Raw genomic sequence first — 19,274 nt, forward strand, 5'->3', positions numbered from 1 at the left:
CTAATCCCTATCTATTGGTGATGTTTGTACATGCTTTTTCCATTCGCTTAAATACATTTTTTCTGCTTTGGGTAGTCCAATAGGTAATTTTGCAATAAATTCTAAACTATTTCCATCAAGATCGTTAAAATATACAGAGGCGTGTGCTAGTTCGGGAAAAACGATAGGCTCAATTGGTTCCATTCCGAAGTCTTTCCTTGCTGAAATTCCTTTTTGATTTAGCCAGTGTATCGCGTTTTCTAAATCGTGTAAGCTTACTTGGAAAGCGATATGTCGTAAGGATGGATGATAATTAACTTTGTATTCTTTTCCTTCCCAAAGGCCAAGCCAACTTTCATTTTCTACAATCCAAAAGAAGGCGATATCCTTGTCTCTTTTATATAATTTTAGCCCTAGTGATTCGTAAAAAGGTATTGAAACTTCTAAATTATGGACAGGTAAATGTGCTTCATAAAGACCTTTAATCATTATAATCCTCCTTAGTAATAATGTTTCTTATTTCATATTAAACGATGTTTTGTTTATTGAAATCGCTAAAAAGAAGGATATAAATTCATACGAAAGTATGAAAAAACAGCTCAAATATGAGCTGTTTTCGTATAGTTTTTAGCTAACGCACTCATCCATTTTGAGCTTAACGGAAAGGATATTTTATATTAATATCCGAATCCCCCGCCACCCCAACAGCTACATCCGATAATGATTAGAAGGATGAATAGTACGATGAGTAAAGCAAATCCCCCGCCGAAACCAGCGCAACTACCACCAAAGCTCATGTTTTTTCCTCCTTTTTAGTAAATTAATCTATATAATTAATGGATTACTGTATACAGTATGTTTTTATATGGAAAAGGAGCAAGTCTTACTTCTAATTAGACAAAAGCCTGTGAGTTCATTTAGGTTTGATGTTCAGTATACGTCATATCGTATTTTGAATAGGGAGTATTACTGATTGCAAATAGTGGGATAAGTAGTAAGATGACATGGAAGTGTATAATAAGTGAACGAGTTGTTAAATAAATTGTGATGTAATTTACAATTACGTTAAACTTTCTTTTCACAAATATAAAATTTGTAAAAAAACATTTTTATATTTTTTTATGTGTAAAAATGTACTATAATTTTACAAGTAATATTATGGGAAAAGGGAGCTTGTAAAGAGATGGAGATGAGAAATCTACAAGATACTATAGAAAATAATAAGCAAGAATTAATTCGACTAGTTGCAACATATGGATTAGGACATAATAAAGTTTTGTTATTTAGTCGAGATTTAGATATATTAATTAATAAGTTTATGAATATAAAAGACAAAGTGTATAAGTGAATAATCTTTAGTTTTTATATTAGGATTATTTACTTACAAAGGAGAGAACAGTTATTGGAACGTTTACAAGAAGAATTGTATAAACAAATAAAAGAAGAAAAAGGTACAGTTACTATATTTTTAAAGAGCGGAGTAAGAATAGTAGGAAAAGTAGTTGGGGTAGATAAATTTACAATTTTAATGTTAGTAGATGGGAAGCAACAACTTATTTACAAACAGGCAGTATCAACAATTATGAAATAAGACACTCATTTTGAGTGTCTTATTTCATAATTAAACGGTTACTGTTTGCAAGCTTCGACGTCAATGCCAGCAGCGAGTAATTTTTTTTCTCCTTCTTGTTCAATGAGTTTTTGTAATTTGGATAAGAAAGAGTCAAAATCTGTATGTTTACCAACTTGGAAAGTCATCTTATGCTCAATTGGTAGCCACGTATCAATGTCAGCTTCGTTATGCTGAATTTTCACTTCAAGTTTATCAAGCGCGTTAGCAACTTTTGCTTCATACGTTTCTTTCGCTTCGAATTCCATCCATAAATCGTGTAATTCTTCCCCAAGAGGACCTTCTAATGTACGTTTAATATTTAAAATGGCCTCTTGCTCATTTTTTTGTTTTTGTAATTGTAATTCACGGCTATTCATCGTGTCAAAGGCGGGGATGTCACCTGCTTCAGCTTCAACAAGGTCGTGAATAATGACCATTTTAAGTAATTTTTCTATATTTACTTTTTGATCTAAATAAGGCTCAACTAAGATGGCCATTAGCGACATACGCCATGTATGTTCTGCAACACTTTCTTGACGTCCGTTAGAGAGCCAGCTGTGTCGCATTTCGTATTTTAGTTTTTCTGCTAATGCAATGACCTGTAAAATATTATGTTCCATAGGGATCCTCCTCACATTGCTATATTATAATTCTAGTATAGAAATGAAATGTGTCAATTTTATGAGTATATTGCGATAAATAGATGATAGTCGTATAATGGTTATTATATATGAAAACGTATTATTAAAATAAAAAAATGTTTTATAAAAACGAAAAGGAAGGGCAGGAATATGGGAGACGAAAATCAAGTGTTAGTTAGGCCACAAAGGAAAAAGAGAAAGTTTGATATTTCTAGCCCATTTGGCATTTTAATAGGTTTTGTCATTGTAATTGCGGCGATCATGCTTGGCGGTGGTGGAATAAACGCTTTTAAAAATTTTTTAGATGTTTCATCTATTTTAATTGTTATAGGGGGAACAACAGCGACAATTGTGGTGGCATATAGATTTGGAGAAATAAAAAAATATACGAAAAGTATTTTTACTGTTTTACATAGAAGAGAGGAGGATTTAGAACAGTTAACGGATTTGTTCGTTGATTTTTCGAAAAAGTCTAAAAAACATGGTTTACTCTCATTAGAAGTTGATGGAGAGCAAGTAGACAATCCTTTTATTCAAAAGGGGATTCGTTTAATGTTAAGTGGATATGATGAAGCAGAATTAAAAGAAGTATTAATGAAGGATGTTGAAACAGAGGTGTATGAGTTAAGAAAAGGAGCAACATTATTAGATAAAATCGGTGATTTCGCTCCAGCGTGGGGGATGCTGCAAAAGCAATGTCAGAAATGTTTAAAGACAAAATGGATATGACACCGCCAGACGTTAAATTTGTTTCGTTAAAAGAAGAAATGGAATATTTGGGAGAAACGATGGAAGTGGACGAGCTCGTTCAAATTACATTCAATCTTGAAATTGGTGATCTACTTCAATCAAAGATGTATCAAATACTACCAATTTCAGAAGCAAAAGAAATGGTTAGACGACTTCTTTATCCGATGGTGGAAGAGCAAGAAGAAATAGCTGAGGAAGTTGTTGAAGAGGAAGAAATTCCTGCATCAGTCGTACAGCCAATTGAATATAAAGAAGTCAAACAAGTTGAACCGATATATATATGGATATTTTACTATAAAGGTGAGGGTTTTCTTACTTGATGTCCAATTATTTTAGCTATAAGATTTTGTGGTGACGTAAACTTTTTCGGTGAAAATATATTCTAAATACCGTATAATATAATTAAGTGGAGTTTTGCTGATATAATATTTTGAGTAGCCATTTTTTATTTTTTAATATTTGTTAAAAATCATTTTTTGATACTTTTTATACCCTTTTGTATGTTGATTATTTGACGGATAATTCTGAAATGTTATAATATGGATATGCAAAAATTTCTATTTTCTTAAAAGACATAGGAGTCCGATGAGAATTGTGAGAGGATGAGGGGAGTGGCACAGATTATGTATCACCACACAGCAATTAATGTATTAAGTCTTTTACAAAACATTTCAAATAATAAAACGAACGATATGAAATTAGAAGCGGAATTTAAAAAAATAGAGAAACAATTCCGAATAGGGTATGAAGAGCTAATTGATTTATATAATAGAATGGTATTATTTCAAATAGATATAGAAAAAAATGGTGGTATGCGAGTATATGAAAAATCAGCGATTACTTGGTTGAAGTCTGAACTAGAACTATTGTATGAAGTATATCAATTTTGTCAACGTCATGACTTAAACATCGTAAATATTTCAAAATATGTTAGTAAAAATGAACTGAATATTTTTCAAAAAACGGAAAGCCAATTGCAAAACACGTATTATAAATTAAAAAAACAAGAGATCCCGTTTGAAAATATTGAAAAACAAAAGCCGGGGCGAAAACGAAAATATATATCTGTAAAAGAGACGATTGCCCAGACGAAACAAGAAAGCAAACAAGAAGTAAAAGAAGACGTTCGAAGTGAAGAGGATGAAAAAAGCCTCGTAACAGTTATATCAGGTATCGTTGACAACTTTGAAACTATTAGTCAATGTAGTGAAAAGAAAGAACATGAATTACACCAGTTCATGGAAGGGATTTATAAGCTTTCTAGCATGGCTGCAGATCGTTCGAAAGATGAAAAAAATGCACGTGGTCTTGAAGGGCAATTACAGTCGCTACAGGCTGAAAATGAAAGATTAAGGCGAGAGAAAGAAGAACTTGTTCATAATATTAAAGAAATGACGCATCATTTAATTCATTTCATTACGAGCTCTGACATCGATCAAATTCGCACATTGCCTTACTTCGTAAAAGAGTGCAAACAAGATCTACAGAAGCTAGGGTTATATAACGCACAAGACGGCAAAATGAAAATTATGGTTGACCGCAGTGGACAAGTTATGACCGTAACACAATAAAAAATTGGGTACAAAATAAAAGGGAGATACATAGTGTATATGTATTTCCCTTTTGTTTTGTATGGAATCGCTCTAAAAAAAGAAAAATGTATTTTGTAAAAACATTATTAGTGAAACGTGAACTACCCACCACTTAGTATCTCTTACGAGATTACTTGAAGTGGGGGCTTCTCGGTTAATCGTTACTTTTGATAGCTAACGAATTCGTCCTAGGACAGCCGAGCTAACTCCCTTGTTCCAAAGGTTATTTTGTTACTATTTATGCCAACGCTAATAAGCGTATAGCTTCCTTTTTGATATTCATAGCTGCATTATAGTCACGACTTATTTTTAGTCCGCAAGTACACTCATACGTGCGTTCAGATAGTGACATATCTTTTCTGCTTCCACAACTACTACACATTTTTGTAGAAGGAAACCACTTATCTATTTTTACAAGTTGTTTTCCTTGTTCTTGTAGCTTATATGCTAAAAATGTTGTGAACATCCTCCAACCGTTGTCCGCAACACTTTTACCAAAGCGAAGTGCTCGTGACATTCCTTTCATATGTAAGTCTTCTATTGCTACAACGTCAAAATTCGTAGCCAATTCTTTGGACTTATGATGAAGAAAATTCTTACGTTGATTTGCGACCTTTTCATGCAACTTAGCTACACGAACGCGTTGTTTATTCCAACGCGCTGAACCTTTCACACGTCTTGCTAATACTCGTTGTGCGTTTGCTAATCGGTCTAACATCTGACGATAAAAGCGAGGATAATTGGCTTTCTCATCTTCGCTACTCACATACAATTCAGCCATTGCGAAATCTAATCCAACCACACTTTCTACTTCTTTTTGTACAATCTCTTTTTCATATTCAGTCAAGATGGACACATAGTATTTACCAGTAGGTGTCATAGAAATTGTACATGATTTGATGATATGGTTTTGCGGTATCTCTCTATGTTGCTTCAGTCGTACCATTTTCAGTTTCGGTAATTTAATATAACCATGAAATAACATAATATTTCTGTTTACCCTATTCGTTGTATAGGATTTTCTACTTTTTTTACTTTTGAATGCAGGAAAATCACTTTGACCACTAAAAAAATTCTTATACGCAGTTTGCAAGTTTAATTGAGCGTTTGCTAACGCTAACGAATCGACTTCTTTCAACCATTCATACTTTGCTTTGTATTTCGCAGGAGTAGGGAATTTTTGTCTCTTCAGTTCTTCCTTGTTTTCTTTATACTTTTCGTATACTTCATTCCGTTCAGCCAGCATTTTATTATACACAAAGCGTACACACCCGAAAGTTTTACGTATCAGATTTGCTTGTTCTTCTGTTGGATACAGACGAAATTTGTATGCCTTATTATGCTTTGTCATATCAGTTCATCTCACTTTTTACCTTGATTTCCCATAGACTGCTTTACTTTATCTACAGCGAACCACCAAATGTGATAACACTACATGAACACTGCGTTATTATTATCTAATTTCATTGTTATACCAAACTTTACCTCTTATAAGGCTGATTATATCAGAGGCGAAATAAATAGGAAAACCAATTTTTTTTGGCTACACCAAACCGAAATTCATCTCCCACCTACCGTTGGACTATTGTCCTTAACAACGCTTGAGGAAGGAGACTTCTTTCGGATAATGCGTTAAATTAATAATTTATGGTTAACAATAAATTAGTTATCGACTTGACTTGGAAAAACAGTCCATATCATTAGTTTACGGCTTTGATATGGATGAAAACCGCAATATAAACCTGTTTTTTTGTTGAAATTATAACAAATAGAGGACAGCAAAGTAACTGTCAAAATGTTTTAGCCATAAATTTTAGCATTTAATTTGGCTTAATAGGAAATTCTATTGATAGCAAAGCACTTATCTAATTTTAGTTTTAGAAAGGAGAGAAGCGGATGGATTCAATATGGCTAGAGTATGCTTGGGCATTATTAATTCTAATCGGATTAGAAGGATTGTTATCGGCTGACAATGCCCTTGTACTAGCAGTTATAGCCAAGCATTTACCCGAAGAAGAGAAAAAACGAGCTATAAATTACGGGATCATTATGGCCTTCGCTTTTCGATTTGCAGCCCTTTTTGCCATTTCATTTATTGCAAATGTTTGGCAGATACAGGCGATAGGAGCAGCCTATCTTCTTTACTTAGGATTAAAGCATGTCATTCAGGCGCAATTCGGAAAAGACAATCAAAATATTCATGAGGAAGATGAAAAGGAAGCGGCAGGTAAAAGCTATTGGTTCACAGTAGGAAAGATTGCATTAGCTGACCTCGCTTTTGCGATCGATTCAATATTAGCTGCGGTTGCTCTTGCCCTCGGTCTTCCGGATTCACCGCTAGAAGATTTCGGTGGTATGGATGGAGGACAGTTCATCGTTGTACTTCTCGGAGGGATTGCTGGACTTATCTTAATTAAATTTGCGGCAACTTGGTTTGTACAATTACTTGAGAAACGTCCAGCATTGGAAACAACAGCATATGCAATTGTTGCCTGGGTCGGCGTCAAACTTGCTGTAATTACACTTGCTCATGAGGATATTGGTATTTTAAACCACGATTTCCCGCACAGTACAACTTGGACTTTAATCTTCTACGGAGTATTAGTCGGTATTGCACTAATTGGTTGGTTTGCACCGGGAAATAAGTCAGCTCAGAATAATCCTGAAAGGTAATAAAAAGGACAGAGCATTATGTGCTTTGTTCTTTTTAACGATAATTATATTGTGTATTTTTCAATTTAACGCTATAATTACAGTGTTAAAGATGGAATCGTGATATGACCTGTTATGAATCTATCATTTTATTTATGAATAAATGGATTGGTATTTTAGTAAGATGTGCTAATAAACTACTCCACCATGATGATAACGTACCAAAAATGTGGTGCGTATATTTTCGTGGTGGAGTTTTTTTATTCTCAAAAAGGGGGAGGAACCACGAACGACAGCATGGTTCATATTACAATTGACGGCAAAGAATATAGTGCTGAGCCTGGTTCAACTATACTAGGCATTATTAATGAGAACGAAATTGAACATCCACAAATTTGTTACGTGCCGGAAGTGGATCCGATTCAAACGTGTGATACTTGTATTGTAGAAGTGAATGGAAAGCTGGTACGTTCGTGTTCTACAGTAGTGACGGACGGTATGAATATTGAGTTGTCCTCTATTAGTGCGAAGGCAGCGCAGCATGAGGTGATGGACCGCTTATTGGAAAATCATTTACTTTATTGTACGGTGTGTGACAACAATAACGGGAACTGTAAATTGCATAATACGGCAGAATTAATGGAAATAGAGCATCAAAAATATCCTTACGAGCCAAAAGTTGATGCAAATGAAGTTGATATGTCTCACCCATTTATCCCGTTTTTTTTGAAAAAGAATTATGAAATGTTAGTCGCTTTTCCTGAAGATAAACAGGAAGAAAGTAACGAAGGCGTAGCTCAATTTCATGAACAATTAATGGATGTTGTAGGTAAGCCTTCTGAAGAAATCGTGAAGGCGAATGGGATTCAATCGGTACTACACAATTTAGAAAATGTAACGACTTCTATGTCGTACGCGGCGATGCAAACAGGAAATAGTGAAGAATGGGCAAGAAAAAAAGAAAAACTATTACAACTGTTTGAAAAAGGAATCGTCGTTGTGAAACATACGGAGGAGACGAAAGTAACGAAAAAACAACCTGCTGTGAAACAAGCTATTCCTGTAAAGAAAGAAGAGGTAGCTATAAAAAACGAAAAGCAGGAATCTGTACCGTTTATTATTCAAAAAGTAATTCGGATGTTAGAGCAAAATGATGTGGAACAATATTTTATTCATGCATATGCTGAAAAGTTAAAAGTGAAGTTTGAGAGTGCAACGATGATTACGGAAGAAGAAGTGATCGGATACATATTGGAAGATATGAGATCTCATTTCAATACGGAAAACGTATTTGAAAAAGAGGTACAAACAATTGCATTAATCGGTCCAACTGGAGTCGGAAAAACGACGACACTTGCGAAAATGGCATGGCAGTTTCATGGGAAGAAAAAAACGGTTGGTTTTATTACAACAGACCACTCTCGCATTGGGACAGTGCAGCAATTACAAGATTACGTAAAAACAATCGGATCAGAAGTAATTGCTGTGCGAGATGAATCCGCAATGACACGGGCGCTTACTTATTTTAAAGAAGAAGCGCGCGTCGATTATATTTTAATTGATACAGCGGGAAAAAATTATCGTACGTCAGAAACGGTTGAAGAAATGATCGAGACGATGGGGCAAGTAGAGCCAGATTATATTTGTTTAACGTTATCAGCTTCTATGAAAAGTAAAGATATGATTGAAATCATTACGAACTTTAAAGATATTCATATTGATGGTATCGTATTTACGAAATTTGATGAAACAGCAAGTAGTGGTGAGTTGTTGAAAATTCCAGCTGTATCATCAGCCCCAATTGTATTAATGACAGATGGACAAGACGTGAAGCAACATATGCATATCGCTACAGCTGAACATTTAGCGAAACAAATGTTACAAACATCGTAAGAAAAGAGGTGAAGAATAAGGCACTTGCCTTATTCAAACGAGTATGAACGGTCTTTATATAGGTTCTATGGGTATGATGAATTACATGCAACGTTTAAATATTCATGCGAATAACGTCGCAAATGCCCAAACGACAGGATTTAAAGCAGAAAACATGACTTCTAAAGTATTTGATGTACAAGATACATATCGCCGTGGAGACGGGGCTACGACAAATATCGGTTCGGTCGATTACGCTGTCGTACCAGCTGCGAGTCATGTGAATTTAGCGCAAGGAAATGTACAAATTACAAATAGCCCTACAGATTTCTTTATAGATGACGGTGCAGCAGGCACATCATCATTTTTCGTTACTTCAAAAAATGATGAAACATTTTTAACAAGAGATGGAAATTTCACAATAAATAGTGAGCGTTATTTACAAACATCGTCTGGCGCTTTCGTAATGGACGTGAATAATGAACGTATTCGTATTCCTGAAAATATAGATTTTTTCGTATCTAATAATGGGGAAATTTATAGAGAAATTAACGAGGGAACTCTGCAGGACCCGGATATTAAGCGAATAGTAATTGCACAGTTGCAGACAAAATCGGTAGATGCAGAAGCGAAAGCTCGCCTTGTGCAACGTGAAAATAAAAGCTTTACACTAGCAGAAGGAAACGTTGCTGATTTACCGAACGGAACAGGGGCAGTACGTAATCATATGCTAGAAAATTCAAATGTAGATATGACGAAAGAAATGGCAGATTTAATGACGAATCAAAAAATGATTCAAGCATCGCAGCGTCTTATGACTTCATTTGATAAAATTTATGAAAAAGAAGCGAATGAAATATTGAGATAAGGGACTCCCCGATAGCGGGAGTCTTTCTTTTATGAGTAAAAATAAGTTTCGGTTAAAAATTCAGAATTATCAGTTGACTGTATGAGGTTTCTTTTTTATATTAGTAGCTATAGCAATAACTACTATTGGGGAGTGAAGTTTAGAGCTATAGAGATTGTGAGGGATTACTAATGGATGAAATTATAAAGGAATTACATAAGCTAGGTTTTTCTCAGTATGAATGTAAAGCATATATTGGTCTATTAAAACATTATCCAGCAACAGGTTATGAAGTTAGTAAACAAACAGGAGTACCCCGTTCAATGATTTATGAGGTACTTGGTAAGTTGATGGATAAAGGCGCAGTGCATTTAGTTCCTTCTGAGCCAGTGAAATACGTACCTGTAGCAGCTACTGAATTAATGGATCGAATGCGAAAAGACTTTGAAAGGTCTTTTGAATTTTTAAATGCAAAATTAAATTGTTTAGAGCAAGAGCGACAAATAGATGTAATTTCGCATATTCGCTCAAATGACCGTGTTTTGAAAGAAATATGCAATATAATTAATAGGACGAAGGAAGAGTTATGGATTTCTGTATGGGAAGATCAAGTGCATGAGATTGAACCGTTTATTCATAAAAGGGAAGCGGAAGGAGTACATATATTTTCAATCTTATTTGGTGCTCCGAAAACAAAAATAGGAGCGACATTTCATCATAATTATATGACGCCTCACGTTGTTGAAAAGAGAATGGGTGGTCATTTAACTGTTATCGCGCGTGATGGAGAAGAAGTTTTAATTGCTAACTTTTCAAATGATAGCACTTCATGGGCAGTTACAACATATGATCCAGCTTTAGTTCTCGTTGCTACAGAGTATGTTCGGCACGATATTATGGTGGAAGAAATTACGAAAGAGTTTGGTGCTGATAAGCTAGATACATTATGGCGTGAAAATATAGATTTAGTTCATGTTGTAACAGGGAAACGTAGTATGGAAGAAATGGAGGGAGAAAAAGGTGAGTAAAGCTCAGGCACATATAACATTGCAGAGCGATGATACATTTCAACAAGGCGTAAAGGATTGTTTACCAACTGTATTTGGATATTTAAGCATCGGTATAGCAGCGGGGGTTATTGCAAAGACAGCTGGTTTCTCCGTTATAGAAATTGCTTTTATGTCCACTTTAATTTATGCAGGTTCCGCCCAATTTATATTAGCAGGTATGTATGCAGCCGGTGCACCTGCTTCAGCAATCATTTTTACAGTATTTTTTGTTAATCTACGCCACTTATTAATGAGCGCTGCGCTTGCACCCTATTTCACGAAAATTCCTCTATTTAAAAACTTAATAATCGGTTCGCAAATTACTGATGAAACTTTCGGTGTTGCAGTGCAGCACGCAGCGCAAAAAGGCTATTTAGGTGAAAGGTGGATGCTGGGACTAAACGTAACGGCATATTTAAATTGGATTATCGCTACAATTATCGGCGGGCTCTTTGGTGAATGGATACCAGATCCTCATACATACGGGATGGACTATGCACTACCAGCAATGTTTATCGGATTATTTGTTCTTCAGCTAATAAGTAGTAAACCGAAACTAGCAATTCATCTTACTGTTGCAATTGTAGCTATTATTATTGCATACGTTTCACACTTGTTTATGCCAGATAGTATAGCAGTTATTATCGCAACGCTGTTAGCTGCGACAATTGGGGTGGTGATTGAAAAATGGAAATAAGATTGGATATATTATTACTTTTAATTGCGGCAGGAGCTGTCACACTCGTACCACGTATTTTACCTCTACTCGTATTTAGTAAACTACAAATTCCAGACTGGGGTTTGAAATGGTTAAATTACATACCAATTGCGATATTAGCAGCACTTTTAGCGCAAGTATTATTTATGCACGAGACGGTGCAGTGGGATTATATCATTGCGGCAATTCCGACTTTTTTCGTAGCGATATATACTCGTAGTTTATTAGGAACGGTATTAACAGGAGTCATTGTGATTATTTTGTTACGTTTCTTTTTCTAACAAGGATTCCATTCATATAATGGCGAACAGTGTAATAACATGAAGCATATAGGGGTGGTGTTATGATACTTTTAACGATAGGTGCTATTTTATTAACGCTATTTATTTTCTTTATTATTGGATTCATTACGTTTATGATGTTTGTTGATAAGGCAACACCGCAAATTTATTATACACCTTGTGAATCAGTGACAGTGAAATCTAAAGGTAAAAATAGAAGGAAGAAAAGTTGATGTTGGGCTTTTCTTCCTTCTGTTTTTAGATTCTTACATCTTGTATAATTCTTCTAGTATATTCCTGCAATTATTCTCACGGCAAAGTATATCTCTTAATGTTTGGATGGTGATTATTTATGTTTTACATTCCCGAAAGAACTAACAACAATAATCCAAATAAAAAACTAATAAAAGAAAGAAACCCGATAGATATGGAGAAAATCCGATTATTTTTCCATTCGCGTACGAAAACAATGAAGCCTAAAACACAAAGAAAAAACCAAATGGGCAAGAATATAAACTGACTAACTTTCTCAGGTAGTAATGAATACAAATTTGTTAAATACAATATCCAATTTGTAAAAAATAAAGCGCATACGATGAATGATTGTAAGTGTGGTCGGTTTAAAAATGTCCCTTTTCTTACTGTCATAAAAATGAGAGCTAATACTGAAATAAAGGGAATTATTATGAATATGAATAATAGTAATGTAAGTGACATATGAAACTCCTTTACGAGATAGCTTTCATAAGAAATGAATCTATTATATTGTATACTTGCTTTGTAGATTGTTCGTTATATGCTACTGTATACGGATTTAAAAATCCATGATTACCATGTAGGTGTTTTATTTCTAATAACGGGTTGTTTTGTTGATGTAATGTTTTGATCAAGGAGGGTACTGAAAAACTCGCTTCTTTTTCAGGAAAAATTAGTAATGTAGCACATATAGGTTTAATGTGAACATAGTCGCGTATACGGGAACCGTAACAGCCAATGATAAAATCTAGTTTTGGATTACTACTACAGAGCCAGGCAATTGTCGCACCAATGCTAAAGCCGATAAGTCCAATATGTGTGTAACTGCTGGAAAGACTGGTGATGAGTTCTTCAATTTTTTCTTTTCCGTAATCAAATCCAATGTGATTTATAAAATGATGATATGCTTTTTCTTCATCACTATAATGAAATGAATTTTGTAGTTGTAGAAGGTTAGGACAGAATACATCTGTATTAGATGATGTGAAGTGGTCTATAACATGCTGCATATGATCATTCACACCATATATCTCATGAACAACAACGAGAGCTAATTTTTCTCTTCATAGTCACAAAACCTCTCCCTGAAACTTATATTCTTTCTCCACAAGGCAAATTCGTAGATGAAAGTTTTCATACCATTGCTCACGCCCTCTTTTTTTCGCTTCTATATGTAAGGCGTTCGTCTTCCAATTTTCAATTGCTTCAAGTGATTCCCAATAAGAAATTGTAATCCCTAGGCCAGATGAATCACGTGAGCTTTCTACACCTAGAAATCCAGGTTGCTGTTTTGCAAGTTCCTCCATCTTTTCGGCAACGGTACTATAGTCTGTTGTGTCATTTGATAGTTTAGAAGTAAATATAACTGCATAATAAGGACTAGTTTTTTGTGGAGTGTTCTTCATACATTCTCCCCCTTTAAAATCAGTTTATAGTTTGTATTTTAGCACGTAATAAAAAGAAAAGAAGCACGAGGCTTCTTTTCTTTTTATGCGGTAAATTTTAATCCGGCGTTTATTTTGCGACCTTTTTTTGAATCCAGCACACTTGCACTTACTACTTTTGAATATTACGGTATCCCGCTGTAAATTGTATAATTTGGTCTGTTGTGGGTGGGGTGTTTGTTTGTACTTGGCAACCACCAGCACTATAATCGATAATGGTTGCTTCAATTGTAATTCCGTTCATATGCAATGTTCCAGGAAACATAGGTGGTTCACGTATGTACTGTCTTCAATATTGTCGTATCTTTTGCTTGCGAAGGCTAATAAGTAATTCAAAATAAAAAAATGCCACTTCAGAAAATTGAAGTGGCGTTGCTTATATTTCCTCTAAGCTATTAACTGGAACTGTTAATTCGCGTTCTGGATTTGTTACTTCATATATGCGGGCGGTTTCGTTGCTTTCGTCAACGTGTTGAATCATAACAGGCATGCCTTGAAAACTGATATTGGCTTGTTCTGAGGACTCAGAAAGCTCTTTTGCGCGTTGTATATTCATTTATATTCCTCCCATCATTATTATCTTTGCTAAAAAGGAGGGATAATATACCATTCCGAGACATTCTTAAAGTTTTTGTATTATTTGTAATGTTTCCTTAATAAAAGAAGAAAAGATGGAATCCGGATAAGGTTGTATCTTTTGAGCGGCCTCTGTTGCTTCTTCAAGAGCTTTTTTCTTATCGTTAAGTTTTACATAACAAAGGGCACGATATGCACCTGCTGTTGTAAGCCATGCTTGATCAAGTGGATGCGTCATATAATCTGGTATTTTAGCACGTTGAAAAGCTTCCAGAGCTTCCTCGTATTTCTTTAATCCGTACAAAGCTTTTCCGGTTTCGAGGTAGTACAATCCATCCTCTTGAAAAATTGGCTCATCTTTTAGCTTTTCTCGGAATTGTTCAAGATGCTCTAATGCAATTGTATATTCATTAGTAATTGTGTTGTAGTAATACGCTTTTAATATATCTACGATCGCAACGGACAAAGTATCTTCTGTAAAAATGGCAAATTGCTCAGATTTCTTTATGTAATATAAATACTGTTCTCTATCAGCAGTGATGACTTTTTGGTAAGATAGTATACGGTAAAATTCATCTGTTTTATAATACACTTGATGTTTTTTTGAAAATGCTAATGCCTCTAATATGATTTTCTCACATTTTTCATAATCGCCACATGCAAGTAAAACAATCGCTTCTTTTAAGCACAATTGGATGTGTATAATAAGATCCATGTCTAAATGTTTAGCTTCATAATCATCTCGAATACGAGCAATAAGTTGTAAACATTCTTCATACTTTTTACGTGTGAATATTGTATAAGATAATTTTAATTTTGTTTCCGTACTGTCACGGTATAAAGTATATTTTTCAAAAATAGAAGTAGCCTTTTCAACGTAATATTCAATGTTGTAATCTTTCATTATAGCTGCAGCTGTTACAAATTGTTTATATAAACGAGCAGTATTTAAAGTAAGAGGTAGCTCTTTTTGAACGATAGGTAGTAAAGTCTCATATACTTCATCATACTTATTTGCTTTTATTAGTTGTTCCATTTGTTGAATGAGTTCTACAATTTCTACATCATCTTCTTCTAATAAAAAACTTGTTTCGCATCCAAGTTTTTCAGCAATATATTGTAATGTTTTCATTGAAGGTGTAGCTTTTCCATTTTCAATTTGACTTAGCATACTTTTTGTCATTTCTGAACCTGCTAACTCAGTTTGAGTAAGCTTTTTTTCTTTTCGTAACGTTTTAATTTTTTCACCGAGAGTAGCCATCATATGCTCCTTTATAATTAGAAAGTTAAATACAATTAAACTTTTCGTTGTAAAAATTGGAAAGTTGATTATATAATAAGTTTAACACAATTTAACTTTTAAGGGGAGAGTGTCATTATGGGGGATGTAAGTATAGGTCAAAATGATTCGAAAATGAAGATTGCAACGAGAAATATTATTTTAATGATGATTGGAAAAATGACATCTTTATTAGGCGCAGGTATTTATACGTTTGCAATGGGGTTATACGTATTAAAGACAACGGGTTCAGGAATGGGGTTTGCAACTACTCTTATTTGCGGATCGATTCCAAGAATGGTATGTGGACCAATTGCAGGTGCTGTAGCTGATCGTGTGAACAGAAGATGGCTTATTATTGGTACGGACTTATTAAGTAGTTTAACGATGCTTATAATGTTTATTCTTGCCACTACGTTTGGGCCATCACTTCTTTTTATTTATATATCAGCAGCATTATTATCAATTTGTGCAAGTTTTTATTCTGTCGCGTTTACTTCGTCTATTCCTAATTTAGTGGATGAAGAGCGTATTCAAAAAGCGAGTGCTTTAAATCAAACAGCAGCTTCTTTATCAAGTATTTTAGCACCAATTATAGGTGGAGTTGTATTTGGCTTCTTTTCAATCAAATCGTTTTTTTTGTTAAATAGTATTACTTTCTTTTTAGCAGTTATTGTGCAATTATTTATCGTATTTGATTTATATAAAAAAGAAGTGGCTGAGAATAAGGAGCATTTCTTGACGAGTATAAAAGAAGGTTTCTCGTATGTAAAACAGCAACATGAAATATACGGACTAATGAAGATAGCGCTATGGGTAAACTTTTTTGCGAGTTCACTTTTTGTTGCACTTCCATACATTATCGTTCAAAACTTACATTTATCTTCGAAGCAACTTGGTACTGTAGAGGGAATGTTAGCAGTCGGAATGTTAATTGGTGCGATTGTTTTATCGGTGCGTAAGGAGACGAATAATCTGTTTCGCTCGGTTTACGTTGGGCTGTTTTTATTTGCAAGTTTGAGTTTGTGTACGATTTTCCCATTGTTAGTCACTATTCCAAAAATAGCAAGCTTTATTTACTATATCGCTTTTATGCTTCTAACTGGTATTTCAATGATGGTCGTAAATATACCGATGCAAGTACATATTCAAAAGACGACAGATCCAAGCTATTTAGGGCGTGTATTTGGTTTACTCGAAACAATTTCTACCGCAATCGCACCGCTTGGGATGATTGTATATGGATCTTTATTAGATATGATGCCGACTAGCATTGTTATGATTACCTTAGGGGGAGGATTATTGTTAGTTGTATTAGTGGGAATAAAGCAGCATGGGATGAAAAAACAAGTGAATGTGTCGGCCTAAAATTTAAAATATGACTTAATAATATAAAAATGACCATATTAGTATTTTAGTTTTTGAAACTCTTTTTCATGTATGTTACAGTAAAGTGAGCAGGCAAAGAAAAGGAGAAAACATCATGAAAAAATTAAGTTTTGTTATGCTTTTTCTGTTAGTCGTAATGACTGGATGCAGTAATTATGACACTTATATAGAAACAGGTATGCAATCATTAAAAAATGAAAAATATAGTGATGCGATTATGTGGTTTGAAAAGGCGGAAAAAGAGAAATCAGGAAATGAAGCAAAGTCATATAAAGAAGTTGCTCAGATAATGGATCACGGTGCAACAGCATTAAAAGACGGTAAGTATTTAGAAACGAAAGACGATGCAAATGAAGTGTTACAAAAGAAAAAAGACGATGCACTTGAGAAAGCCGTAAAATCAAATGCAGAAGATATGCTTCAAAAAGCGAAAGACGTTGAAGAGAAAGTAAATGAGAGAGTAGCGAAAAGAAAAAAGGTAGATGAAGAAGGAATTGATAAAGTAATTAAAGCTGTTGATAGTATAGATGATGTAAAAGAAAAAGAGAAGAAGGTCTCCGAAGCATTAGATAAGGCTGAAGAGGCACAAGTGAAAATTGAAGCGAAGAAAAATAAATAGAGTTATAGTTTAAAAGAGGGTATCCCATAGTCGAAATTTTTGATTAGGTGATACCCTCTTTATTTCGTACAATAGTACACGAAATTATATGAGCGATTATTCGAATATATCGACCGTAAATCAAAATATATCAGCGATTTGACAAGCGATATCGATTTCTGGACAAAAAACGACAACTGTAGCATCCTAAATAATAAGAGGAGGCTGTCCCGAAATATCTTTTGGGACGTCCTCTTTTTAGTATATATAAATGAAATTAATAAAAGAGCATTAAGCTAAATCAGCTGACACGAACATTTCACTATTTTGAAGGTTTTTAGAGCGCAAACTATAAGCAACCACTTTCTTTTTATGTTGTTTTACAACGTCAACATGCTCTTCATGACCATAAATATAAAATATGAAATCTTTTTTGCCACGTTTTGCATTGATAATTAATGGAGTGCCCTCATTTTGTGGTGGTGCATAATAGCGATCTAAAAATAAACCTTCGTTAAAATCATTAATAATTTGAGATTTCTTATCGCCTTCTAAACTATTTCCATTAATCGTTACAGTAGCATTCTCTTCATCAATTTGCGGATGTGTTTCATATCGGCTAATGATGGATTCAATAACGGAGTTTGGAAGACTAGAAACGATAATTTTAAATGCCCCAAATACAACTAACAGTACAATAAACCAAGTCGTCATATTGTATCATCCCCTTTACACTATTAAATAATATAACCCATATGGTAATAGTACATATGGTGAAGTTTTGTATATTTTGTGAAGAATTTTCCTTTTTTGAACGTTTTTTAACAAATTGAGATGTTTTAAATTTGTAAGGGAATATTTAGTATGATAAAAATGTAAAAGTTTTCTATCGATTATAAGGGGGTTATGAAATGGGGAAATTAGATGGAAAGGTTGCTTTTGTTACGGGAGCTGCGATGGGGAATGGAGCTGGAATTGCTCATGTGTTTGCAGAGCTAGGGGCAAAAGTGTTACTTGTTGATATTTCAGAGACAGTTCATGACACTGCAAAAGAAATTGTTAGTAAAGGATTAGATGCTGTGAGCTACGTAGTTGATGTGGCTAATTTTGACGCTGTAAAAGAAGTAGCGAAAGATGCATATGAGAAGTACGAAAAGATTGATATATTAGTCAATAACGCAGGCGTAATCCGGCTTGCTAATTTTCTAGATATGTCTGATGAAATGCGTGATTTTCAATTCCAAGTGAACATTAATGGTGTATGGAATTTCTCTAAAGCAGTATTGCCATATATGATTGAGAAAAATTACGGGAAAATTGTTAATATGTCTTCTGTAACAGGAACATTAGTAGCTGATGAAGGTGAAACAGCATATGCGACGACAAAGGCAGCGATTTGGGGATTTACGAAAGCATTGGCGCGTGAAGTTGCGAAGCATCGTATTACTGTAAACGCGATTTGTCCAGGTTATATTATGACGCCAATGGCAGAGCAAATTGCAAATGAATCTGATCCCAATAAGCCAAGTAATGTCATCGATGGTATTGCTTCAGGTGTTCCGTTAGGAAGATTAGGAAAAATTGAAGAAGTAGGTCAGTTAGCAGGGTTTTTAGCATCTGATGAATCAAGTTACATAACAGGTACACATATCGTAATTGATGGCGGTAGCACATTACCAGAAACTGTTTCGGTCGGTGTAAAATAAAGTTTAACTAATAACCAGTGGAGGGGCATCCCC

At 34.5% G+C, this 19,274-nt stretch carries 22 protein-coding genes and 6 pseudogenes; 17 read left to right on the forward strand and 11 right to left on the reverse strand.

Annotated features, from left to right (window positions below; translation table 11 throughout):
* Complete coding sequence (locus tag VK90_RS13160) at positions 1-468, reverse strand: VOC family protein (RefSeq protein WP_002171260.1); 468 nt, start codon at positions 466-468, stop codon at positions 1-3.
* A gap of 188 nt (positions 469-656) precedes the next feature.
* Complete coding sequence (locus VK90_RS27655; protein WP_000007804.1) at positions 657-776, reverse strand: YjcZ family sporulation protein; 120 nt, start codon at positions 774-776, stop codon at positions 657-659.
* 334 nt (positions 777-1,110) lie between these two features.
* Here VK90_RS27655 and VK90_RS13165 point away from each other — a divergent pair.
* Together VK90_RS13165 and hfq are read left to right on the forward strand one after the other, a co-directional pair.
* Positions 1,111-1,327: pseudogene (locus VK90_RS13165) on the forward strand (Spo0E family sporulation regulatory protein-aspartic acid phosphatase).
* A 54-nt stretch (positions 1,328-1,381) separates the two neighbouring features.
* Positions 1,382-1,570 (forward strand): RNA chaperone Hfq, encoded by a 189-nt coding sequence (gene hfq / locus VK90_RS13170; RefSeq protein WP_002171262.1) that lies wholly within the window; start codon positions 1,382-1,384, stop codon positions 1,568-1,570.
* A 38-nt stretch (positions 1,571-1,608) separates the two neighbouring features.
* Here hfq and VK90_RS13175 read toward each other — a convergent pair whose 3' ends face one another.
* Entirely contained in the window at positions 1,609-2,211 is a 603-nt protein-coding gene (locus VK90_RS13175) for an HD domain-containing protein (RefSeq protein ID WP_048373336.1), read from the reverse strand.
* Between the two features lie 171 nt (positions 2,212-2,382).
* Between VK90_RS13175 and VK90_RS13180 the strand changes: the two are divergent.
* The 3 genes and pseudogenes from VK90_RS13180 to VK90_RS13190 all read left to right on the forward strand — a co-directional run.
* Positions 2,383-2,919, forward strand: a pseudogene (locus VK90_RS13180) (MotA/TolQ/ExbB proton channel family protein); the annotation flags it as partial.
* Positions 2,907-3,263, forward strand: a pseudogene (locus VK90_RS13185) (chemotaxis protein CheC); the annotation flags it as partial. The pseudogenes VK90_RS13180 and VK90_RS13185, both read left to right, overlap by 13 nt.
* 342 nt (positions 3,264-3,605) lie before the next feature.
* Entirely contained in the window at positions 3,606-4,553 is a 948-nt protein-coding gene (locus tag VK90_RS13190; RefSeq protein WP_048373338.1) for a DNA-binding domain-containing protein, read from the forward strand.
* Positions 4,554-4,812: 259 nt separating this feature from the next.
* On the opposite strand, the gene VK90_RS13195 is transcribed toward VK90_RS13190, so the two are convergent.
* The gene (locus VK90_RS13195) at positions 4,813-5,925 is read right to left on the reverse strand and encodes an RNA-guided endonuclease TnpB family protein (RefSeq protein WP_048373340.1); all 1,113 of its coding nucleotides are present in this window, start codon (positions 5,923-5,925) and stop codon (positions 4,813-4,815) included.
* 545 nt (positions 5,926-6,470) lie between these two features.
* On the opposite strand from VK90_RS13195, the gene VK90_RS13200 reads away from it, so the two are divergent.
* The 9 genes and pseudogenes from VK90_RS13200 to VK90_RS27660 all read left to right on the forward strand — a co-directional run bounded on the left by VK90_RS13200 (position 6,471) and on the right by VK90_RS27660 (position 12,226).
* Positions 6,471-7,247, forward strand: coding sequence for a TerC family protein (locus tag VK90_RS13200; RefSeq protein ID WP_002171268.1), 777 nt, complete (start codon positions 6,471-6,473; stop codon positions 7,245-7,247).
* Positions 7,248-7,351: 104 nt separating this feature from the next.
* Positions 7,352-7,543, forward strand: coding sequence for a hypothetical protein (locus tag VK90_RS28595; RefSeq protein ID WP_082147911.1), 192 nt, complete (start codon positions 7,352-7,354; stop codon positions 7,541-7,543).
* Positions 7,524-7,940: pseudogene (locus VK90_RS30250) on the forward strand (2Fe-2S iron-sulfur cluster-binding protein); the annotation flags it as partial. The gene VK90_RS28595 and the pseudogene VK90_RS30250, both read left to right, overlap by 20 nt.
* Positions 7,941-9,119 (forward strand): annotated as a pseudogene (locus VK90_RS13205) (ATP-binding cassette domain-containing protein); the annotation flags it as partial.
* A 43-nt stretch (positions 9,120-9,162) separates the two neighbouring features.
* On the forward strand, positions 9,163-9,966 hold the full coding sequence (locus tag VK90_RS13210; RefSeq protein ID WP_048373342.1) for a flagellar hook-basal body complex protein: 804 nt from the start codon (positions 9,163-9,165) through the stop codon (positions 9,964-9,966).
* A gap of 170 nt (positions 9,967-10,136) precedes the next feature.
* On the forward strand, positions 10,137-10,973 hold the full coding sequence (locus tag VK90_RS13215) for a TrmB family transcriptional regulator (RefSeq protein WP_048373344.1): 837 nt from the start codon (positions 10,137-10,139) through the stop codon (positions 10,971-10,973).
* Positions 10,966-11,691 (forward strand): AzlC family ABC transporter permease, encoded by a 726-nt coding sequence (locus tag VK90_RS13220; RefSeq protein WP_048373346.1) that lies wholly within the window; start codon positions 10,966-10,968, stop codon positions 11,689-11,691. The genes VK90_RS13215 and VK90_RS13220 overlap by 8 nt, the downstream gene beginning before the upstream one ends.
* The gene (locus VK90_RS13225; protein WP_025150586.1) at positions 11,682-11,993 is read left to right on the forward strand and encodes an AzlD domain-containing protein; all 312 of its coding nucleotides are present in this window, start codon (positions 11,682-11,684) and stop codon (positions 11,991-11,993) included. Before VK90_RS13220 ends, VK90_RS13225 begins: the two co-directional genes overlap by 10 nt.
* 62 nt (positions 11,994-12,055) lie before the next feature.
* Positions 12,056-12,226, forward strand: coding sequence for a DUF3951 domain-containing protein (locus VK90_RS27660; RefSeq protein WP_000602235.1), 171 nt, complete (start codon positions 12,056-12,058; stop codon positions 12,224-12,226).
* A 124-nt stretch (positions 12,227-12,350) separates the two neighbouring features.
* On the opposite strand, the gene VK90_RS28600 is transcribed toward VK90_RS27660, so the two are convergent.
* The 6 genes and pseudogenes from VK90_RS28600 to VK90_RS13245 all read right to left on the reverse strand — a co-directional run bounded on the left by VK90_RS28600 (position 12,351) and on the right by VK90_RS13245 (position 15,530).
* The gene (locus VK90_RS28600; RefSeq protein ID WP_082147913.1) at positions 12,351-12,710 is read right to left on the reverse strand and encodes a hypothetical protein; all 360 of its coding nucleotides are present in this window, start codon (positions 12,708-12,710) and stop codon (positions 12,351-12,353) included.
* Between the two features lie 11 nt (positions 12,711-12,721).
* Positions 12,722-13,312 (reverse strand): annotated as a pseudogene (locus tag VK90_RS13230) (dienelactone hydrolase family protein); the annotation flags it as partial.
* A gap of 6 nt (positions 13,313-13,318) precedes the next feature.
* The gene (locus tag VK90_RS13235; protein ID WP_048373349.1) at positions 13,319-13,654 is read right to left on the reverse strand and encodes an antibiotic biosynthesis monooxygenase family protein; all 336 of its coding nucleotides are present in this window, start codon (positions 13,652-13,654) and stop codon (positions 13,319-13,321) included.
* A gap of 151 nt (positions 13,655-13,805) precedes the next feature.
* Positions 13,806-13,958 carry a hypothetical protein gene (locus tag VK90_RS31430; RefSeq protein ID WP_231595862.1) on the reverse strand — a complete coding sequence of 51 codons (153 nt, stop codon included), beginning with the start codon at positions 13,956-13,958 and terminating at the stop codon, positions 13,806-13,808.
* A gap of 111 nt (positions 13,959-14,069) precedes the next feature.
* On the reverse strand, positions 14,070-14,249 hold the full coding sequence (locus VK90_RS13240) for an H-type small acid-soluble spore protein (protein WP_048373351.1): 180 nt from the start codon (positions 14,247-14,249) through the stop codon (positions 14,070-14,072).
* A gap of 66 nt (positions 14,250-14,315) precedes the next feature.
* Positions 14,316-15,530 carry a helix-turn-helix domain-containing protein gene (locus VK90_RS13245; RefSeq protein ID WP_048373353.1) on the reverse strand — a complete coding sequence of 405 codons (1,215 nt, stop codon included), beginning with the start codon at positions 15,528-15,530 and terminating at the stop codon, positions 14,316-14,318.
* A 117-nt stretch (positions 15,531-15,647) separates the two neighbouring features.
* Between VK90_RS13245 and VK90_RS13250 the strand changes: the two genes are divergently transcribed.
* Both VK90_RS13250 and VK90_RS13255 read left to right on the forward strand, forming a co-directional pair.
* Positions 15,648-16,916, forward strand: coding sequence for an MFS transporter (locus VK90_RS13250; protein WP_048373355.1), 1,269 nt, complete (start codon positions 15,648-15,650; stop codon positions 16,914-16,916).
* A 115-nt stretch (positions 16,917-17,031) separates the two neighbouring features.
* Positions 17,032-17,556, forward strand: a complete 525-nt coding sequence (locus VK90_RS13255; RefSeq protein WP_048373358.1) for a DUF4398 domain-containing protein — start codon at positions 17,032-17,034, stop codon at positions 17,554-17,556.
* Between the two features lie 270 nt (positions 17,557-17,826).
* On the opposite strand, the gene VK90_RS13260 is transcribed toward VK90_RS13255, so the two are convergent.
* Positions 17,827-18,249 (reverse strand): YfmQ family protein, encoded by a 423-nt coding sequence (locus VK90_RS13260; protein WP_048373360.1) that lies wholly within the window; start codon positions 18,247-18,249, stop codon positions 17,827-17,829.
* A 197-nt stretch (positions 18,250-18,446) separates the two neighbouring features.
* Between VK90_RS13260 and ucpA the strand changes: the two genes are divergently transcribed.
* A complete protein-coding gene (ucpA, locus tag VK90_RS13265; protein WP_025150595.1) occupies positions 18,447-19,241 on the forward strand; it encodes an SDR family oxidoreductase UcpA in 795 nt (264 codons plus the stop codon).
* Positions 19,242-19,274: the final 33 nt, after the last annotated feature.

The sequence above is a fragment of the Bacillus sp. LK2 genome, assembly GCF_001043575.1.
Classification (GTDB): Bacteria; Bacillota; Bacilli; order Bacillales; family Bacillaceae_G; genus Bacillus_A; species Bacillus_A paramycoides.

Bases quoted from the DNA above. Each gene is read 5' to 3' on its own strand.
- VK90_RS28600 (WP_082147913.1), bottom strand. From the start codon at position 12,710: ATGTCACTTACATTACTATTATTCATATTCATAATAATTCCCTTTATT.
- VK90_RS28595 (WP_082147911.1), top strand. From the start codon at position 7,352: ATGACCTGTTATGAATCTATCATTTTATTTATGAATAAATGGATTGGT.
- VK90_RS13210 (WP_048373342.1), top strand. From the start codon at position 9,163: ATGAACGGTCTTTATATAGGTTCTATGGGTATGATGAATTACATGCAA.
- VK90_RS13160 (WP_002171260.1), bottom strand. From the start codon at position 468: ATGATTAAAGGTCTTTATGAAGCACATTTACCTGTCCATAATTTAGAA.
- VK90_RS13235 (WP_048373349.1), bottom strand. From the start codon at position 13,654: ATGAAGAACACTCCACAAAAAACTAGTCCTTATTATGCAGTTATATTT.
- VK90_RS27660 (WP_000602235.1), top strand. From the start codon at position 12,056: ATGATACTTTTAACGATAGGTGCTATTTTATTAACGCTATTTATTTTC.
- VK90_RS13215 (WP_048373344.1), top strand. From the start codon at position 10,137: ATGGATGAAATTATAAAGGAATTACATAAGCTAGGTTTTTCTCAGTAT.
- VK90_RS13245 (WP_048373353.1), bottom strand. From the start codon at position 15,530: ATGGCTACTCTCGGTGAAAAAATTAAAACGTTACGAAAAGAAAAAAAG.
- VK90_RS31430 (WP_231595862.1), bottom strand. From the start codon at position 13,958: ATGTTTCCTGGAACATTGCATATGAACGGAATTACAATTGAAGCAACC.
- VK90_RS13200 (WP_002171268.1), top strand. From the start codon at position 6,471: ATGGATTCAATATGGCTAGAGTATGCTTGGGCATTATTAATTCTAATC.
- VK90_RS13260 (WP_048373360.1), bottom strand. From the start codon at position 18,249: ATGACGACTTGGTTTATTGTACTGTTAGTTGTATTTGGGGCATTTAAA.
- VK90_RS13225 (WP_025150586.1), top strand. From the start codon at position 11,682: ATGGAAATAAGATTGGATATATTATTACTTTTAATTGCGGCAGGAGCT.
- VK90_RS13175 (WP_048373336.1), bottom strand. From the start codon at position 2,211: ATGGAACATAATATTTTACAGGTCATTGCATTAGCAGAAAAACTAAAA.
- VK90_RS13255 (WP_048373358.1), top strand. From the start codon at position 17,032: ATGAAAAAATTAAGTTTTGTTATGCTTTTTCTGTTAGTCGTAATGACT.
- VK90_RS13250 (WP_048373355.1), top strand. From the start codon at position 15,648: ATGGGGGATGTAAGTATAGGTCAAAATGATTCGAAAATGAAGATTGCA.
- ucpA (WP_025150595.1), top strand. From the start codon at position 18,447: ATGGGGAAATTAGATGGAAAGGTTGCTTTTGTTACGGGAGCTGCGATG.
- VK90_RS13195 (WP_048373340.1), bottom strand. From the start codon at position 5,925: ATGACAAAGCATAATAAGGCATACAAATTTCGTCTGTATCCAACAGAA.
- VK90_RS13240 (WP_048373351.1), bottom strand. From the start codon at position 14,249: ATGAATATACAACGCGCAAAAGAGCTTTCTGAGTCCTCAGAACAAGCC.
- VK90_RS13190 (WP_048373338.1), top strand. From the start codon at position 3,606: ATGTATCACCACACAGCAATTAATGTATTAAGTCTTTTACAAAACATT.
- VK90_RS27655 (WP_000007804.1), bottom strand. From the start codon at position 776: ATGAGCTTTGGTGGTAGTTGCGCTGGTTTCGGCGGGGGATTTGCTTTA.